This is a genomic window from Kitasatospora sp. MBT63 (assembly GCF_000710465.2).
Taxonomy (GTDB): Bacteria; Actinomycetota; Actinomycetes; order Streptomycetales; family Streptomycetaceae; genus Kitasatospora.
Window position 1 is genome coordinate 10554 of record NZ_JAIZ01000741.1, and the last position, 15473, is coordinate 26026.

Here is a 15473-nt window from a genome sequence, read left to right on the forward strand (position 1 = left end):
TCGGCGACCGCGGTGGCGACCTGCGCGATCGAGCGGACCTGGTCCGTGAGGTTGCCGGCCATCGAGTTGACCGAGTCGGTGAGGTCGCGCCAGGTCCCGGAGACGCCCTTGACGTCGGCCTGCCCGCCGAGCCGGCCCTCGGTCCCCACCTCACGGGCCACCCGCGTCACCTCGCCCGCGAACGAACCCAGCTGGTCGACCATCGTGTTGATGGTCTCCTTGAGTTCCAGGATCTCGCCGCGCGCATCGACCGTGATCTTCTGCGACAGGTCGCCCCTGGCGACCGCCGTGGTCACCTGGGCGATGTTGCGGACCTGGTTGGTCAGGTTGCCGGCCATGAAGTTGACCGAGTCGGTGAGGTCGCGCCAGGTCCCGGCCACCCCGGGGACCTGGGCCTGCCCGCCGAGCCGGCCCTCGCTGCCGACCTCACGGGCGACGCGCGTCACCTCGCCCGCGAACGAACCCAGCTGGTCCACCATCGTGTTGACGGTGTTCTTCAGCTCCAGGATCTCGCCGCGGGCCGCCACGTCGATCTTCTGGGAGAGGTCGCCCTTGGCCACCGCCGTGGCGACCTGGGCGATGTCCCGCACCTGGGAGGTGAGGTTGCCCGCCATCGCGTTGACCGAGTCGGTCAGGTCCTTCCAGGTGCCCGACACCCCCGGCACCTCGGCCTGCCCGCCCAACTGCCCCTCGGTGCCCACCTCGCGGGCCACCCGGGTCACCTCGGAGGTGAACAGCGACAGCTGGTCGACCATGCCGTTGAACACCAGGGCGATCTCGCCGAGCAGGCCGTTGGCCTCGACCGGGAGCGTGGTCCCGAAGTCGCCGTCCCGTACGGCGGTCAGACCGGCCAGCAGCAGCCGCAGTTCGGGCTCGCCGACCCGCACCGCGTCGAGGCGCACCGCGTCGGGGTCCGCGCCGTCGGCGTGCGGTCCGCCGGCGTTCGGCCGGTCGGCGTGCGCTCGGTCGGCCGGCGCTCCGTCGAGGTGCGGCCGGTCGGCCCGTACGCCCTGCGCGGGCACCTCGGGGGCCGGTACCCCGTCGACCGGCGCACCGGCGGTCGCCACAGTGTCGGCCGTCGCGGCACCCGGGCCGGTCGCAGGAGCGGACTTGGTCGAGCCAGCCATGGAACGTCGCCTCCGTGGCGGGCTGTGCCCCCGCCGTTGCCACCCCGGCCCGCGGCGCCGACAGGTCGCGCCGGGCGTCTCGGGTTCACTCGCCGACACGGGAACGTGCCGCCTGGAGGCTACCCGACGGGTTCCACCGGGTGCGAACACTTCACGACATGTGTGCAGGACCCGCCGCAAGTCCGGGCAGCTCGAGCTCCGCCCAGACCACCTTCCCGGACGCGTCCGGTCCCGGGGTGCAGCCCCACCGGCTGGCGAGCATCGCCACGGCGCGCAGCCCGTAGCCGCCCGGGCGGCCGGGCAGCTGCGGCGGGATCCGGGCGGGGACCTGCGCAGCGGGGGCCGGCGGGGTCGGTGGGGCCATCGGGACCAGCGGGGCGGGGGCGGCCGGGCTCAGGTCGGTGACCTCGATGCGCAGCGTGTGCGCGGCGACGGCGATCACCAGTTCGGCGGCGCCGCCCGCGTGGCGGCAGGCGTTGGTGACGAGTTCGGAGACGACGAGCAGCACGTCCTCGGTCCGGGCCCGCCGCTGCGCGTCGTCGGCCGGGAGCCAGCCCCATTCCCGCAGGACGGAGGCGGCGTGGTCGCGGCTGCGGCCGATGGCGCCGGCCCGGCCGGACAGCGCGAGGCGGCGGACCGGGCCCGGCCGGAGGGCGGACGCGGCGCCGACGGCGGCCGTGGTGGTGCCCTGGTCCGTGTCCATGTCGCGCCCGCCTCTCCCGACGGCACCGGCCGGCCGGTGCCGGACTTCCCGTACGTCCGTCTGCCCTCCCGTCTGCCCTCCCGCACCGCGGGAACACCTCACCGTCGCCCCGCACCACGGCCGTCCCGGCCGCGGCCGCAACCGGGCGGAAACCGAGGTGACTATCCGGCCGGAAGCGGGGCAGGCGAGGCCCTGTCAACGATTTGGAGGTCGTTCACCATGGTTCCTCTTCTGCTGGTCCTTCTGCTGGCCGTGATCCTCTTCGGCGCGGGTTTCGCCCTCAAGGCGCTCTGGTGGGTGGCGGTCATCGTTCTGGCGGTGTGGCTGATCGGGTTCGTGGCCCGGGGCACCGGCGCTTCCGGCAGCCGGGGCCGCTGGTACCGCTGGTGACCGACCGCGGTGACGTAGGCCGGTGACAGTCGAGGGGGCGCGCCTCCCGGGGCGCGCCCCCTCGTCCGTGTCCACGCCCTGCCGCGCCTCCGCGCACCCGCCGGCTCCGCCCGGTCGAGGTGCCGCGGCCCGTGGTGCGAGGATGGAAGCCGACGGCATCCGGCGGTCCGGCCGTCCGCCCACCTCGCGGCCCGGCCGGGACGGGCCGGCAGGAGGATCCCATGACAGCTCCCCTTCGCGGCCGGCCCGGCCCCGTGAGCGGCGGGCCGGACCTCGGGCCGGGCCCCGGGACGCAGGTCCTGCGGGTGGCCGTGGTCGGCTCGGGCCCGGCCGGCCTGTACACGGCCGAGGCACTGGTCAAGCAGACCGCGCAGGCGGCTCAGGCCGCCGACGGCGCTGCGGTGCGGGTGACGGTGGACGTCCTGGACCGCCTGCCCACCCCGTACGGTCTGGTGCGCTACGGCGTCGCCCCCGACCACCCGTCGATCCGGTCGATCGCCGACTACCTCCGGCGGGTGCTGGAGGACCCCCGGGTGCGGTTCCTCGGCGGGCTGCGGCTCGGCGGCGAGGTGACCCGCGAGATGCTGCTGTCCTGCTACGACGCGGTGGTGTACGCGACCGGCGCCCCGCTGGACCGGCGGCTGGGCGTGCCCGGCGAGGAACTGCCGGGCAGCGCGGCGGCCGCCGACTTCGTGCGCTGGTACTGCGGGCACCCGGACGCCGACCCCGGCCGGTTCGCCCTGGACGCGGTCTCGGTAGCGGTGATCGGGGCCGGCAACGTGGCGCTGGACGTGGCCCGGGTCCTGGCCCGCCCGGCCGCCGACTTCGGCCCGACCGACGTACCGGATCCGGTGCTCGCCGCGCTGGCCGCCAGCCGGGTCCGGGAGATCCACGTGATCAGCCGCCGGGGGCCCGCCGAGGCCCGGTTCACCACCAAGGAGCTGCGCGAACTCGGCGGGCTGCCGGGTGTCGACATCGCCGTCGACGCCTCGCCCGGCCACCTCGCCGGTGCCTTCCCGGGGGACGCCGGTGCCTCCCCGGGGGACGGCGTGCGGCCCCCCGGTGCGGACCCGGCGGACCGCCGGGTCCGGGGCAACCTGGCCGTCGTGGCCGACTGGGCCGCCCGGGGGCCCCACGGCGGCGGCCGCCGGGTGTGCTTCCGGTTCTGGCGCCGCCCGGTGGAGATCCTCGGGCCGGGGCGGGTGACGGCGCTGCGGCTGGAGCGGACCGCCCCGGGCGCGGCGGGCGGGGCCGTGGGCACCGGGGTGTACGACGTCCTGCCCGTCCAGCTGGTGCTGCGTTCGGTCGGCTACCGCTCCGCGCCGCTCGCCGGGGTGCCCTTCGACGAACGGCGTGCCGTGGTCCCCAACGCCGAAGGGCGGGTCCTGGGCGCCGACGGCCGGCCCCGGCCGGGCGAGTACGTCGCCGGCTGGCTGAAGCGCGGGCCCTCCGGCGTGATCGGCACCAACAAGGCGGACGCCGCGCAGACCGTCCGTTCGCTGCTCGCCGACCGGCTCCCGGGCGGCGCCCCGCCCCACCACGCGGACCCCGGCGCGCCACCGCTGGCCGAGCGGCTCGCGGCCCGCGGGGTCCGTCCGGTGACGTACGCCGAGTGGCTGGGCATCGACGAGCGCGAGCACCGGACCGCCGCCGCGCTCGGCCGCGGCGAGCGGGTCAAACTGAGCGGCTGGGACGCCCTGAACACGGCCGGCGGCCACCCGCGATCCGGCTGAACGACCCACGGGATCGGGTGAGTTCACGCGAAACCCGCACGGAGCGGGCGCGGGCTTGCCAGATTGTGGGGATGAGCCACCCACCGACCATCGAGGACCGGGCCGCGACGGCCGGATCGGGCCGCACCCGGACGACGATCGCCAACCCGTGGATCGGCGGCCTGATCGGTCTGCTGCTCGGCGCCCTGGTCACCGCCTCCACCATCCTGCTCACCGTCCACCCGGCCGCCGCGCCGTCCGGTACCACCGGCGGCCCGCTCACAGCGCCGTCCGAGCTGCCCGGATTCACCACCTACCGGTCGGCGGTGACCGCGCTCGACGCGGACAAGGGCGCGGCGGAGGGCGACCGGGTCACCGACGAGGACACCCGCACCGCCGAGCAGCTCTCCGAGGCGTACGGCGGCGCCGCCGGGCTCGCCCGGCGCTACGCGGACCGGCAGCTGGAGCAGACCTTCCTGCTGGTGGCCGTCCGCGCCAACACCCCCGGCCCCTGGGTCGCGTACCAGGACGCGGCGCGGCTCGGGCTGGTCCGGGCGCCGGAGGAGGTGCGGCGCATCGGCGAGGTGTCCTGTCTGATCGCCAACCAGCCGACCAACGCGGGCGGCACACCGGCGGACGACACCGTCAACGTGGTGCTCTGCCAGCGCGCGGCCCGCGGGCTGACGGTCCAGATCCGGTACCCCGGCGGCGACCTGCGCAACCGGCCGGAGCAGATCGCGGAGCTGATCGACACGGTCTGGTCCCAGCTCTCCTGACGCCCGGTCACACCGTCCGGGCTACACCCGCTGCAAGTCGGCGCGCGCCGGTGCCGCGGCCCACGCCAGCGAGTACCAGGAGAGCACTGCCAGCACCAGCACGCTCGGGAGTTCGGCGCAGTAGGCCAGGACCTGGGCGGTGAGCAGCGGGGCGCCGCGGTGCGCGGACCAGAGGTCGAAGAAGGCGTCCATGAACAGCAGCACGGCGGTCGCGGAGGCGATCGGGCTGGTCGCCCGGTGGCGGCGGCGGACCAGCGCGGCGAGCAGGAGCAGCGCCGTCACCTCGATGAGGTCGAGCCAGACCCAGGAGTTGGACAGGTTGCGGGCACCGAAGTGGCCCTTGGCGGTGAGCGCGAGCACGACGATCCAGGGCAGCAGCAGCACCGCGGCGGCCCGCAGGGCGACCGGCAGGCGGCGGCGGATCGCCGGTTCACGGGCGTCGAGCGCGCTGCGGAGACCGGACATCCGCCGATCCTAACCGGGGGCGGGCCGGCGCCCGGCCCGGGCCCCGCTCCTCGGGGAGGTCGGGCGTCAGGGGTCGAGGCCTTCGACGACGGCGACGGTCACCGCGGCGTAGGCGGCGTGCGGCACGATGTCGGCGATCCAGTCCTTGAGCGCCCAGGTGCGCGGGTCGGTGACCTTGAGGACGGTCATCGGGCCGTTGGTGCCGATCAGCGCGCCGACGCCAGCCACGACGTAGGTGACGGCGGTGGACGGACGCCAGCCCGCCGCGCGCGCCACTCCCAGGGCCACCCCCATGCCGACCCCGGCCGCGATCCCGGTCAGCGGGCCGAGGCCCGCGGTGCGGTTCTCCCGCTCCTTCCGGTCCCCGGGCACCTGGACGTGCACGGCCTCGGAGAGCTTCTCGACGGTCACCTCGGGGGTCGAGCTCGCGGGCCGGGCCCGGACGACCATGTCGAGGTAGCCGACGGTGTTCAGCGCCGTCGTACCGGCGGCGCCGGCGGCGGCTCCGGCCAACGCGCCCTGCAGCAGCGTCGTCATGGCTTCTCCCGTGGGCTGGGTGGGGGGCGCGAGCAGGCGGGCCGTACGGTGGCATCGGGGGCGCTGTGTCAGCAGCCCCGGGCCGAGGCTACGGCGCCGCACGCCCGTCACGGCAGCCCGGCGCCCGCGAACACGCCAATCCAGTCAACACCCGGCCACCGACCGACGCCACCGGGCTCCCGCACGCCCCGGGGGCGGTGCTGCGTTCCGGGAACTCGCCTGTGTCGGGCGGCCCGGTCCCTCCCGCCGCCGCCGAGAGAAGTCGTGCTCAGAGCCGTGGAAAGCCGCGACGCGGAGCATTGCGACTGGCCTCGGAGGCCGCGTGGTCAATGGCGCGGGACATTCGCCGAGGTACGCCGGAGCCCGGTTGACGCCGGAGCCGGTGACGCTGTGCGGCCGATCGACAGCTCGCGTGGCGGAGGCGCCCGGGCTGTAGGCCTCGATGGAGAGCAACGCCGAACCCACCGACGTCGGCCGCCGCGCCTGAGCAGTCCGGCGGTCCTTGGCTGCGGACTCGATTTCATGCCGCTCAAACGCCAGGATTTGCACCTGTGCAACCATCAGCTGTCGCAACATCCCCCTGCCAAGGCGACCGGGGCCTGATGGTCGGTCAGCGGCCGATTCGGTCCGCGTCATAGACGCAGGCCGTCACCGGGTAGCCCAATCGCCCCTTGCCGACGATCGCATAAACATGTCCTGCTGGCACCAGATCCACCTTCACGGTCCGGCATACCACGCACGCCCGGCCGTGCAGCTGCGCGGTGTTCACCAGGATCTGGTGAAGCATCCCGCCCGGCGGCTCCCACTCGACCCAGCTGGCGCCGCGGACCTGCCGTAGCGTCCGGGCGAGAAGCTGCACGTCGACGAAGCACTCCGGGTGATCCGGGTCCGGCGGCACGAGCCAGTACGGGCCGGGCGGGTGCAACACCGCTGCACCCGGAACCGCGAGGTGATGGCCGACGCCGAGCAGTTGCGCAGGCTCCTCGAAGGCGCCCGGGCCTGTACCGGCGGCCACGAGGAAGTACAGACGCGGCTCGCGCGATGCATCGCGGATGACCGGCCCAGGGCTGTGCCCTGTCTCGGCGTCGATCAGGGCGAGCGCGGCCAATCCGATGTGCTGAGCCACCCGGACAGCGTCCCAGTCCGCGCCGGCGGCGACCGGCACCACCGTGTCGTCCGGCGGCATCCACCCCGGCACCTGCTGTCCGCGCTCCGTCTCCATCTGCACCTCTCCTGACGTTCCGGCTGGTCAGGAAAGTGTGATCGCCACCGGGCCCGGCAACTCACACAGCGGCGTGTCAGTGCCTGGTCACAGCCCCAGCCACATCGCATACCCGGACACGGTGTCGGTCAGGGACGGCTGGACTCGCAGGACGCCGGCCATGGTCTCCCGCACGGCGGGGCTGTGCCGGGCCTGCTGCGGCGCGAGCTGCCGAGCCACGAGCAGGCTGCGGAACGCCCCGTCGGTGCGGCCGGTCCACAGCTGCGCCCGGGCGATCTCCGCGTGATGGTGTGCGGCCCGGGAGGCCGGCCAGTCGTCCGGGCGATGTCGAGGGCCTGCCGGTACATGTCCTGGTCGATCAGGCAGCTGACTTCGTGGACCGCGACGTTGGTCGGACCGAAGGACAGCCACATCAGCTCGGTCACCTCACCCGGTGCGGTCCGCGATCCGCCGGGCCTCCCCGATGTTGCCTTCGACCGCCTCCGGGTGCTGCGCCCGCGCGGCGAGCACGGCGGCGGCGAGGTGGACCTGCCCCGTGACGGTGTCGCGCACGAGGCCTTGGTCGGCCTGGGCGGCGGTCGTCCGGGCGAGCTCGGCGATCCGGATACCCGTCCGATATTGCCCGGCCCGCAGGTAGGCCAACGCGCGGTTGTACAGGCGGATCGTGGCGGTCGCGGCGTCGGACGCCCGGTCTGCGGCCCAGCCCATCCGGTCGAGTGCGATGCTGCCGAGATCGTGGAATCCGAGCTTCGAGGCCACGTCGAACCCGCAGCGGTACTGGGTGGCCAGGGCCAGCCACAGCCGCTGGTCCCCGGTCGTGTGCGCTGCGGTGGTGGTCTCGCTGATCAGCCCGGCCAATTCGGCTGCAGCGGCCCGAAGGTCCGAGGCGCGGATCAGTCGGCAGATCCGTTCGGTGTGCTCCACCAAGTCGGCGGGCGGGCGGGGTGCGACGTCCGGGTCCGCCCCCAGGTCGAAGAGGTCGAGGGCTTCGCGGATCGGCTGGATCAGACCGTCGAGCTGGTCCCGGCGGAGCTCCTCGAGGTACGGCCGGCCTTGCAGGTCGGCAACCGGGACGGAGAGCGCCCGGGCCAGCGCGGCGAGGACGGCCGGGCCGGCCTGCCGCTTGCCCTGCTCGACCTGCGACACCATCGACACGGACACCTGCGCGGCCTGTGCCAGCCCGGTCTGGGTCAGGTGCCGGAGCTTCCGCGCCCGGGCCACCCGCTTGCCCACGGTCTCCGGCTCGAAGTCCACCTGCACGGCCCACCTCCACGCGCCCGACGTCCCGTCAGACGGTACTCGGACCAGTCCGGTGCGGGGCCGTGAACTGTTCACACTTGCACCCGCCCCGGGGCGAGAGGTTGCATGGCCGCATGCCCGCTCCCGTGCTGTACCTGCTCGGCTCCGCCGCCCCGCCGATCCTGGACGCGACGAAGGTCATCACCCAGGCCCAGGCTCGCGGATGGGACGTCGTCCTCGGCCTGACCCCGACCGCCGCGGACTGGCTGCACGGCGACCTGGCCCACCTGGAGGAGCTGACCGGGCACCCGGTGAAGTCCCGGTACCGGCGGCCGGGCGAGCCCAACCCGCTCCCGCCGGCCGACACGATCCTGTTCGCCCCCGCTACGCTGACCTCGATCAACTCGCTGGCGCTCGGGATCACCACCTCGTGGGCCATCGGGTACGCAGCTGAGGCAATCGGCAAGCGGATCCCGTTGCTGGTGATGCCGTGCACCAATACCGCACTGACCGCTCACCCGCAGTTCGACCGGTCCATCGAGGCGCTCCGCGGCGCAGGCGTACGGGTGCTACTCGGCGGCGGCTGCTACGTCCCGAATGAGCCTGGCATGGGCAACCCTGCCGCCTATCCGTGGGATGCGGCTCTCGAAGCGCTCAGGTGACTTTCCGTGATCCGCACGATCCAGGGATTCTTCGAAAGCCCCGGCGGACTGCGGCACAGATGGGGGGACCACAAACCTCGTACCTCTGACGCTGAGTGCGCGTCCAGGTTTGTCGGGCTGTGTCCGCGGGCGCGATCGTTCACGTGTCCAGTTCTACGCTCCCGGTCTGCAGCAGGTGACCGGTCCGAATGGTCAGCCGCTCCCAGGCGGATGTCGCACGATCGTGCCCCGCAGCCATCCGCCCGGCGCACGCCGAGTGGCGGACCCACCGCGGGTCCGGGAACAGTCGGTACATGACACAGACCACGTGGACCGAAGCCAGAATCATGCTCCCCGCCACCGAGGGCGGGCACGCCGCAGACCAGGGTATGACGCGTGTCGGCCCGGAGGGCTGGGTGCACGTCAGGAAGGACGGCGGGGGTTTTGCGTCCTACCCTCCGAAGTCGGTCTTCTCCATCGTCTGGCTGAGCGACCCGTGGGTCGCGGACCAGTAGCGCATGCGGAAGGGCCCCGGCGTCCGCCGGGGTCCTTCTCGTTGCGCTGAGCCGCGCCGCACCGCTGGAGGCGTCGTTCGCCGGGGCCGCCGGGCCGTCAGGCGTGTGGGGCGGCGGGCTTCCCCGGCTGGTGGGCGGCGCCGAGCGGGGCGAGTACGGTCGCGGCCGACGCCACCGACTCGGCGAGGAGGGCGGCGGTGCGGCCCGCCTCGTAGAGCTGCTCGCGGGCGTCGCGGGCCGCCCGGAGCGCGTCGTGGGCCGCGTCGTCACCGGCGCCGCGCTGGGGCCCGATCCGTCCGGCGGCCTGTTCGCTGCTGAGGAACGAGGCCAGCTGGTCGAGGAGTTCGGGCAGCCGGGCGGTCAGCCCCGCGAGCGCCGCCACGGTCTCCACGGCGTCCGCCGGGTGCACCAGCCCGGGGCGGCCGTCGGGGCCGGTGCTCAGTGCGGCGGACCGGACCAGTTCGGCGGCTTCGGCGGTCAGTTCCGCGGTGGACAGGTTCACCGGTACGTGGCTGTTCATCATGGTCTCCTTCGACGGCCGGGCCCGGTGCGGACCCGGGCCCTCGTCTGCCCCGGCCGGGCGCGATCAGCCACGGGTGGACGGAAGTTGGCCGGGACTCGCCCCCGGCGTGCGGCACCGGCGCGACTTGCGCGGCCCGAGGTCGGTCACCGTGGCGCCGGACGGACGGGGCTGCGGGGACCGGGCGGCCTGTGCTGGTACGGCCGTCGTGGAAGGTCACCGTCCACCCGCCGCCCAGTTCGGCGGCTGGTCGGCCGGCCGTTGCCGCACCCCGGGCGTGGAACTGCTCCTGCACGGCCGGGGACGGGAAGGCCGAGGAGGCCGGGTCGTCGTGCACCAGGACGGCGTCGAATTCGGCGGCCCAGGTGTCGAGGCTTTCGGCCAGGTCGGCGGAGAGGCCCGGCACCGGGTCCTCGGGGGGAGCGATGTCGCCCCTCTCCTCGGGGGCGGTGAGCCGGAGTGGGTTGCAACCGGAGTCGGCGAGGACCCGGATCGGCTGGGCCTCCGCCGGGGCCGGTCGGCGGGGTCGGGGGCTCCGCCCGGCGGGCGCGGCCCGCCCTGCGGTGCGCCGGGCGTGGCGGGGTCCATGACTGTCGTCTCCGGGGCAGGGTGTTGCTGCTTCGGGTGGGTGCAGCCCGGGGTGGTGATCGGGCCCGGCGCCGGGTCCGGGCGCATCCGGACGGCGGGCCGTCAGAAGCGCCGCCAGCGGGCCGAGGCGAAGGAGAACACGCCGAACAGCGACAGGCCGAGGGCGACCAGGACCAGCAGCCACGGCCCGGCCCGGGTGCCCGCGAAGGCCCGGAGGGTGTCGTCGAGCCCCTTGGCCCGGTACGGGTCGAAGCGGACGGCCGCGGTGACGACGAAGGCGCCCGCCGCAGCGAAGACCGTCCCTCGGGCCGCGTTGCCCGCCACTCCGCAGGCGGTGACCCAGCGCCGGGTCCAGGTGCCCATCCCCCCGGTGTCCAGTTCCCGCAGGAAGCGGCGGCGGACCGCGCGGACGGCCATGCCGGCCCCCGCCGTCGCGAGGGCGACGCCGGCGGCGCCCAGCAGCCACCGGCCGGCGGGCAGGGCGAGGGCGGACGCCGTCCAGTCCCGGGACTGGCTGTCGCCGTCGCCCTGCCCGCCGGCGCCGACCGCGAAGGCGGCGGTCCCCCAGCTGACGGCGGCGTAGAAGGTGGCGCGGCCCGCATCCATCAGGCATCTGCCCGCTCTTCCGCTCTTGCGTCCGAAGCCCGCGCAGGACACGGCCGAGCAGGCCCGCCACAGGGCCATGCTCGCGAACCCGGCCACCAGCAGCCAGAGCGCCGCCGCGCCGAACGGTCCGCCTGCGATCTCGCGCAGCGCGCCCTGCCGGTCGGCCTCCCCTGTACCCCGTCCGAACGCGATTCGAATCGCGAGGGTGCCCACCACGAGGTAGACGACGCCCCGCGCGGTGAACCCGGCCCGTCCGGCCCACCGCAGCGCCCACGGCCCGGCCTCGTCGACGTCCGGCAGAGCCGAACCCATCTGCTGCGTAAGCCTGTTGGATGGCATCACGGGGCCCCTCCGGTGGCCGGGCGCACCGCGCGTCCGCGCGGCTTGCCGGGGCGCGTCTGCCCGCGATGGCGGCGGTCACACCGAGCCTCCGGGTCGGCGGCGGCGGGCCGCGGCGGCAGGCGGGCCGGACCGGCGAGCGGCCCGACCGCCTTGACTTCAACCTCACTTCAGCTTCTAGGTTCAATCATGTGCCCCGGAACCCTCCGGCGGCAGCCGGCCGAGCGCGAGGAGAACCACCATGTCAGGGACCGGAACCGCAGCCGCCTTCGAGGTACCCGAGCGCTACCGCCGGGCCGTGGTCCCGCACATCATGGTCGACGACGCGGTTGCGGCGATCGAGTTCTACCGGCACGCGTTCGGCGCGCGCGAGGACGTCCGGATCGACGCTCCGGGGGGCGGGGTCCTGCATGCGGAGATCAGCATCGGCGGGTCGGTGCTGATGCTGGGCGACGCCGGGGCGGCGGAGGCGGGGTCCGGCTCCTTCGCGCCGCCGCCCGTGCTCGGCGGCGGGACCTCCGTCATGCTGCACGTGTTCGTGCCGGACGTGGACGCGCTCGCGGAGCGCGCGGCGGCGGCGGGCGCCGAGGTCCTCCAGCCGCCGACGGACATGTTCCACGGTGACCGGACCGTCATCCTGAAGGACCCGTCGGGCCACCTGTGGGTGTTCCTGACCCACCTGGAGGACCTCTCCGCACAGGAGCTCGCCCGCCGGTCGGCCACCGCCGCGACGGCCAACGGCCAACGGCCAACTGAGGGCTGACGGCTACCGGCTCGACCCCGGGTGCGCGGCTCAGCGCTGTGGGGCGACCAGGCCCAGCTCGTACGCGGTGATGACGAGTTGGACCCGGTCCCGGGCACCGAGTTTGGTGAACAGCCGTGAGACGTGGGACTTGGCGGTGGCCACGGTGATGAAGAGGTCCTCGGCGATCTCGGCGTTGGAGCGACCGCTGCCGACCAGGGTCAGCACCTCCCGTTCGCGGTCGGTGATGGCCTCCGTCAGCAGTGCCCGGTCGGCACCGCCGTGGGCCGGGAGCACGGTTCCGGGGCGGCCGAGGAAGTCGGCGATCAGGCGGCGGGTGACGCCCGGGGCGAGCAGCGCGTCCCCTGCCGCGACCACCCGGACCGCGGCGAGGATGTCGTCCACGGCCATGTCCTTGACCGCGAAGCCGCTCGCTCCGGCGCGGAGTGCGGCGTGGACGTGCTCGTCCTCGTCGAAGGTGGTCAGGATCAGGACCCGGGTGGCCGCCGAGGCGCCGGTGACCCGGCGGGTGGCCTCGATGCCGTCCATGCCGGGCATCCGGATGTCCATCACCACCACGTCCGGGGCGGTCTCGGCGGCCAGCCGGACGGCCTCGGCTCCGTTGGCGGCCTCGCCGACGACCTCCAGGTCCGGGTGGTCGGCCATGATCACCCGCAGGCCGGAGCGGAGCAGCGGCTGGTCGTCGGCGAGGAGGACCCGGATCACCCGGCAACCGCCGGGCCGTGGGTGTCGGCGGGCAGCGGCAGCCTGGCCGCCACCCGGAAGCCGCCCTCCGCGCGCGGTCCGGCGCTGAACGCGCCGTGCAGCAGGGCGACCCGCTCCCGCATCCCGATGATGCCGAACCCGTGTGCCGCGCCGGGGTGTTGGGCCCCGCGCCCGTCGTCGACGACCTCCACCAGCAGTTCCCCGTCCCCGTGCTCGACGGTCACCCGGCAGTGCGTGGTGGCCGCGTGGCGGACCACGTTGGTCAGCGCCTCCTGGACGATACGGTAGGCGGACAGGTCGATCTCGGCCGGGATCGGGCGCTGGTCGCCGCTGCGGTGCACCTCCACCCGCACACCCGCGTCGGCGGTCGCCGCGGCCAGCCGGTCCAGGTCGGCGAGGCCCGGTACGGGCGCCGCGGAGGCCGGGCCGGCGCCGGTCGGGTCGGCCTGACGGAGCGCCACCAGGGTGCGCCGCAGGCCCGCGAGGGTCTCCCGGCCGGTGGCCTCGATCGCCCTCAGCGCCTCCCGGGCCTCGGCGGGCTGGGTCTCGATGACCCGGCTGCCGACGCCGGCCTGGATCGCGATGATGCCGATGCTGTGCGCCACCATGTCGTGCAACTCCCGCGCGATCCTGAGCCGTTCGGCGGTGACGGCCTCGGCCACCGCCTGCCGGCGCAGGGCCGCCCCGTGCTCCCGTCGCTCACGGACGAGCAGCCCGACCACGTACGCGGTGACCATCCCCAGCAGCGCGACCACGCTGATGGCGACCAGCCGGTCGGGGCCGTAGGCGAAGCCCCCGGCGGTCAGCAGTTGCACGGCGGCGGAGACGGCGGCGGCGGCGAGCACGACCGGACGGGTCCGGGTGGCGGCGACGAAGCCGAGGGCGATGTCGGCCGCCAGGAAGGCCAGGAACCGGTCCGGCTGGCGGACGTCGCGGCTCAGCACCACCAGCATGAGCGAGCCGGTCAACGTCAACGCCAGCGCCAGCAGCGGCCTTTGGCGCAGCACACCGGTCAGCAGGCCGACCGCCAGCACCGCAGCCAGGCCCTGGAAGGTCCCGGAGACGCTCGGTGCGCCGGTCGGCAGAAGCAGGACCGTGAGGGCGTACAGCAGGCTCCCGCCCCAGAGCGCGGGCCACCCGGCCGCCACCGGCCCGGGTCTCCCCTGCGGGCCGTTGCGGCGGGCGGCGACGGCGGGCTCGGCGTCGGTGCGGGTACGGGTGGTGGTGTCCATGCCGGGACCCTAGACGCGCCGCCCGCGGCCGGGCATCCGCCCCGGGGTGTAAGCCCAGGGGATGGCCGGGGCCCGGCGATTGCCGTCCATGGCGGGAGGCCGGCGGGCCAACGACCAGCGGGCCAGCGGGCCGGCGGCCGCGGTACGGCGTTCCGGCGGTCTGCGGCGGTCTGTGCCGGTCTGTGCCGGTCTGTGCGCCGACCGGGCTGGGGTTCGGGGTGCTGATCCGGCACAGCGCGGTCACCGTCGACCAGGCCATGGTGGTGACCGCGTGGCGGCACCTGGTGCAGAACCGGGGCCCGTTGCCCGGCGGTCTCGCCTTCTCCCCGACGGCGGCGGGCTCGTGGGCGGTGTACCTGCTGTGGCCGCCGACCGCGGTCACCGTCGCGGTACGGGTGGTCGGGCGCCGCGACGTGTGTGGCGTCCCCCGCTCACCGCGGCGCGCGCCGACGGGGCCCGGCGGGGATCCGGACCCGGAAGCGGCCGTCCACCGGGTCCACGGTGGCGGGCAGGAGCCGGCCCACCCGCAGCCCGGAGTGCGCCGACCGGCCCCAGGCCGCCTCGAAGGGCCGGAAGCCGGGGCCGCTGATCCGTACCCTGAGCCGGACGCCGTCCACCTCGCCGTCCCAGGGGATGGTGGTGAGCGCGATCACCTCGGCGGTCGCGGCGGACCCGGACCGGTCGAGGCTCCGGTTGTCCGCGCGTTCCCGGCGGGTGCGGACGATCACGCCGATCCCGAGCGGCGTCATGACCAGGGTGAAGCCGGCACCCACGATCAGCAGCGCCGTCCCGGCGGTCACCGAGCCGGCCAGCAGGGCCGGTCCCAGCAGGGCCGTCGCCGCCCCGACCAGGTGGCGCAGCAGTGCGCCCACCGGACCGACCACGGGGACCGGCGTCCGCCCGGGCTGCCCGCCCCCGGCCGGTACCCGGGCCGGTCGACCGGTGGTCAGGCCAGGCCCGCGTACAGGAATCCGCCCGGGTTGGCGGGGTCGGGCAGCAGCAGCACCTGGTCGCCGGCCCGCGGGATCTGCAGCTTGGACACCAGGGTGCGCAGGGTCAGCTGGTCCTGCGTCGGGCCACTCGGCCGGACCACCAGGTCGACGACCGGGTCGTAGTTGACCAGGCGGCCGGTGTCGGCGATCGAGACCACGACGGCGGGGACGGTGGGCGCCCCGGCGGCAAGCAGTTGCTGGACCTCGCCGGCCGACCGGTGGCCGGCGATGGACTGCTGGATCGCGGCGAAGTCCTGGCCGCCGACGAAGGCCTTGGTCATCCGGCCGTAGAACCCCTTGCCCTCGGCGATCTGCCCGACGATCTCCTCGGCCTTCTCCTCGCGGCTCCTGCGGCCCTTGCCGAAGATTCCCATGTCTCTGCGTTCCTCTCTGTGCCACCT

General features: G+C 74.9%; 19 protein-coding genes. 6 read left to right on the forward strand and 13 right to left on the reverse strand.

What is annotated here, in order from left to right; translation table 11 throughout:
• On the reverse strand, positions 1-1127 hold a 1127-nt coding region (locus tag AA75_RS51215), incomplete at its 3' end, for a HAMP domain-containing protein (protein WP_033825082.1).
• Positions 1128-1278: 151 nt separating this feature from the next.
• The gene (locus AA75_RS38400; RefSeq protein ID WP_051814138.1) at positions 1279-1830 is read right to left on the reverse strand and encodes an ATP-binding protein; all 552 of its coding nucleotides are present in this window, start codon (positions 1828-1830) and stop codon (positions 1279-1281) included.
• 219 nt (positions 1831-2049) lie between these two features.
• On the opposite strand from AA75_RS38400, the gene AA75_RS38405 reads away from it, so the two are divergent.
• From AA75_RS38405 to AA75_RS38415, 3 genes are all read left to right on the forward strand, one after another.
• Positions 2050-2220, forward strand: coding sequence for a hypothetical protein (locus tag AA75_RS38405; protein WP_033825083.1), 171 nt, complete (start codon positions 2050-2052; stop codon positions 2218-2220).
• Positions 2221-2441: 221 nt separating this feature from the next.
• Positions 2442-3953 carry an FAD-dependent oxidoreductase gene (locus tag AA75_RS38410; protein WP_082527155.1) on the forward strand — a complete coding sequence of 504 codons (1512 nt, stop codon included), beginning with the start codon at positions 2442-2444 and terminating at the stop codon, positions 3951-3953.
• Positions 3954-4024: 71 nt separating this feature from the next.
• Positions 4025-4708, forward strand: coding sequence for a hypothetical protein (locus AA75_RS38415; protein ID WP_033825084.1), 684 nt, complete (start codon positions 4025-4027; stop codon positions 4706-4708).
• A gap of 21 nt (positions 4709-4729) precedes the next feature.
• On the opposite strand, the gene AA75_RS50355 is transcribed toward AA75_RS38415, so the two are convergent.
• From AA75_RS50355 to AA75_RS38435, 5 genes are all read right to left on the reverse strand, one after another.
• Positions 4730-5173 (reverse strand): hypothetical protein, encoded by a 444-nt coding sequence (locus AA75_RS50355; protein ID WP_033825085.1) that lies wholly within the window; start codon positions 5171-5173, stop codon positions 4730-4732.
• Between the two features lie 66 nt (positions 5174-5239).
• The gene (locus AA75_RS38425; RefSeq protein WP_033825086.1) at positions 5240-5710 is read right to left on the reverse strand and encodes a hypothetical protein; all 471 of its coding nucleotides are present in this window, start codon (positions 5708-5710) and stop codon (positions 5240-5242) included.
• A 610-nt stretch (positions 5711-6320) separates the two neighbouring features.
• On the reverse strand, positions 6321-6932 hold the full coding sequence (locus AA75_RS38430) for a hypothetical protein (protein WP_051814139.1): 612 nt from the start codon (positions 6930-6932) through the stop codon (positions 6321-6323).
• 87 nt (positions 6933-7019) lie between these two features.
• Complete coding sequence (locus AA75_RS53600; protein ID WP_255369543.1) at positions 7020-7151, reverse strand: hypothetical protein; 132 nt, start codon at positions 7149-7151, stop codon at positions 7020-7022.
• A gap of 207 nt (positions 7152-7358) precedes the next feature.
• Positions 7359-8192, reverse strand: coding sequence for a helix-turn-helix domain-containing protein (locus tag AA75_RS38435; RefSeq protein WP_158515640.1), 834 nt, complete (start codon positions 8190-8192; stop codon positions 7359-7361).
• 113 nt (positions 8193-8305) lie between these two features.
• On the opposite strand from AA75_RS38435, the gene AA75_RS38440 reads away from it, so the two are divergent.
• Positions 8306-8833: a flavoprotein gene (locus AA75_RS38440; protein WP_033825087.1), complete on the forward strand. Its 528-nt coding sequence runs from the start codon at positions 8306-8308 to the stop codon at positions 8831-8833.
• A gap of 293 nt (positions 8834-9126) precedes the next feature.
• Positions 9127-9327 (forward strand): hypothetical protein, encoded by a 201-nt coding sequence (locus AA75_RS38445; protein WP_149038630.1) that lies wholly within the window; start codon positions 9127-9129, stop codon positions 9325-9327.
• A 97-nt stretch (positions 9328-9424) separates the two neighbouring features.
• Here the strand turns inward: AA75_RS38445 and AA75_RS38450 are convergent, their stop codons facing one another.
• Together AA75_RS38450 and AA75_RS38455 are read right to left on the reverse strand one after the other, a co-directional pair.
• Entirely contained in the window at positions 9425-9847 is a 423-nt protein-coding gene (locus AA75_RS38450; protein ID WP_033825089.1) for a hypothetical protein, read from the reverse strand.
• Between the two features lie 690 nt (positions 9848-10537).
• Positions 10538-11353, reverse strand: coding sequence for a DUF1206 domain-containing protein (locus tag AA75_RS38455; RefSeq protein WP_233289372.1), 816 nt, complete (start codon positions 11351-11353; stop codon positions 10538-10540).
• Positions 11354-11621: 268 nt separating this feature from the next.
• Here AA75_RS38455 and AA75_RS38460 point away from each other — a divergent pair, with 268 nt between their 5' ends.
• The gene (locus AA75_RS38460; protein ID WP_033825091.1) at positions 11622-12143 is read left to right on the forward strand and encodes a glyoxalase/bleomycin resistance/extradiol dioxygenase family protein; all 522 of its coding nucleotides are present in this window, start codon (positions 11622-11624) and stop codon (positions 12141-12143) included.
• Positions 12144-12173: 30 nt separating this feature from the next.
• Here the strand turns inward: AA75_RS38460 and AA75_RS38465 are convergent, their stop codons facing one another.
• The 4 genes from AA75_RS38465 to AA75_RS38480 all read right to left on the reverse strand — a co-directional run bounded on the left by AA75_RS38465 (position 12174) and on the right by AA75_RS38480 (position 15446).
• Entirely contained in the window at positions 12174-12848 is a 675-nt protein-coding gene (locus AA75_RS38465; protein ID WP_033825092.1) for a response regulator transcription factor, read from the reverse strand.
• Positions 12845-14080, reverse strand: a complete 1236-nt coding sequence (locus AA75_RS38470) for a sensor histidine kinase (RefSeq protein WP_082527156.1) — start codon at positions 14078-14080, stop codon at positions 12845-12847. The genes AA75_RS38465 and AA75_RS38470 overlap by 4 nt, the downstream gene beginning before the upstream one ends.
• 431 nt (positions 14081-14511) lie before the next feature.
• Positions 14512-14964, reverse strand: coding sequence for a hypothetical protein (locus AA75_RS38475; protein ID WP_051814140.1), 453 nt, complete (start codon positions 14962-14964; stop codon positions 14512-14514).
• Positions 14965-15026: 62 nt separating this feature from the next.
• Entirely contained in the window at positions 15027-15446 is a 420-nt protein-coding gene (locus tag AA75_RS38480; protein ID WP_033825093.1) for a hypothetical protein, read from the reverse strand.
• Positions 15447-15473 lie beyond the last annotated feature (27 nt).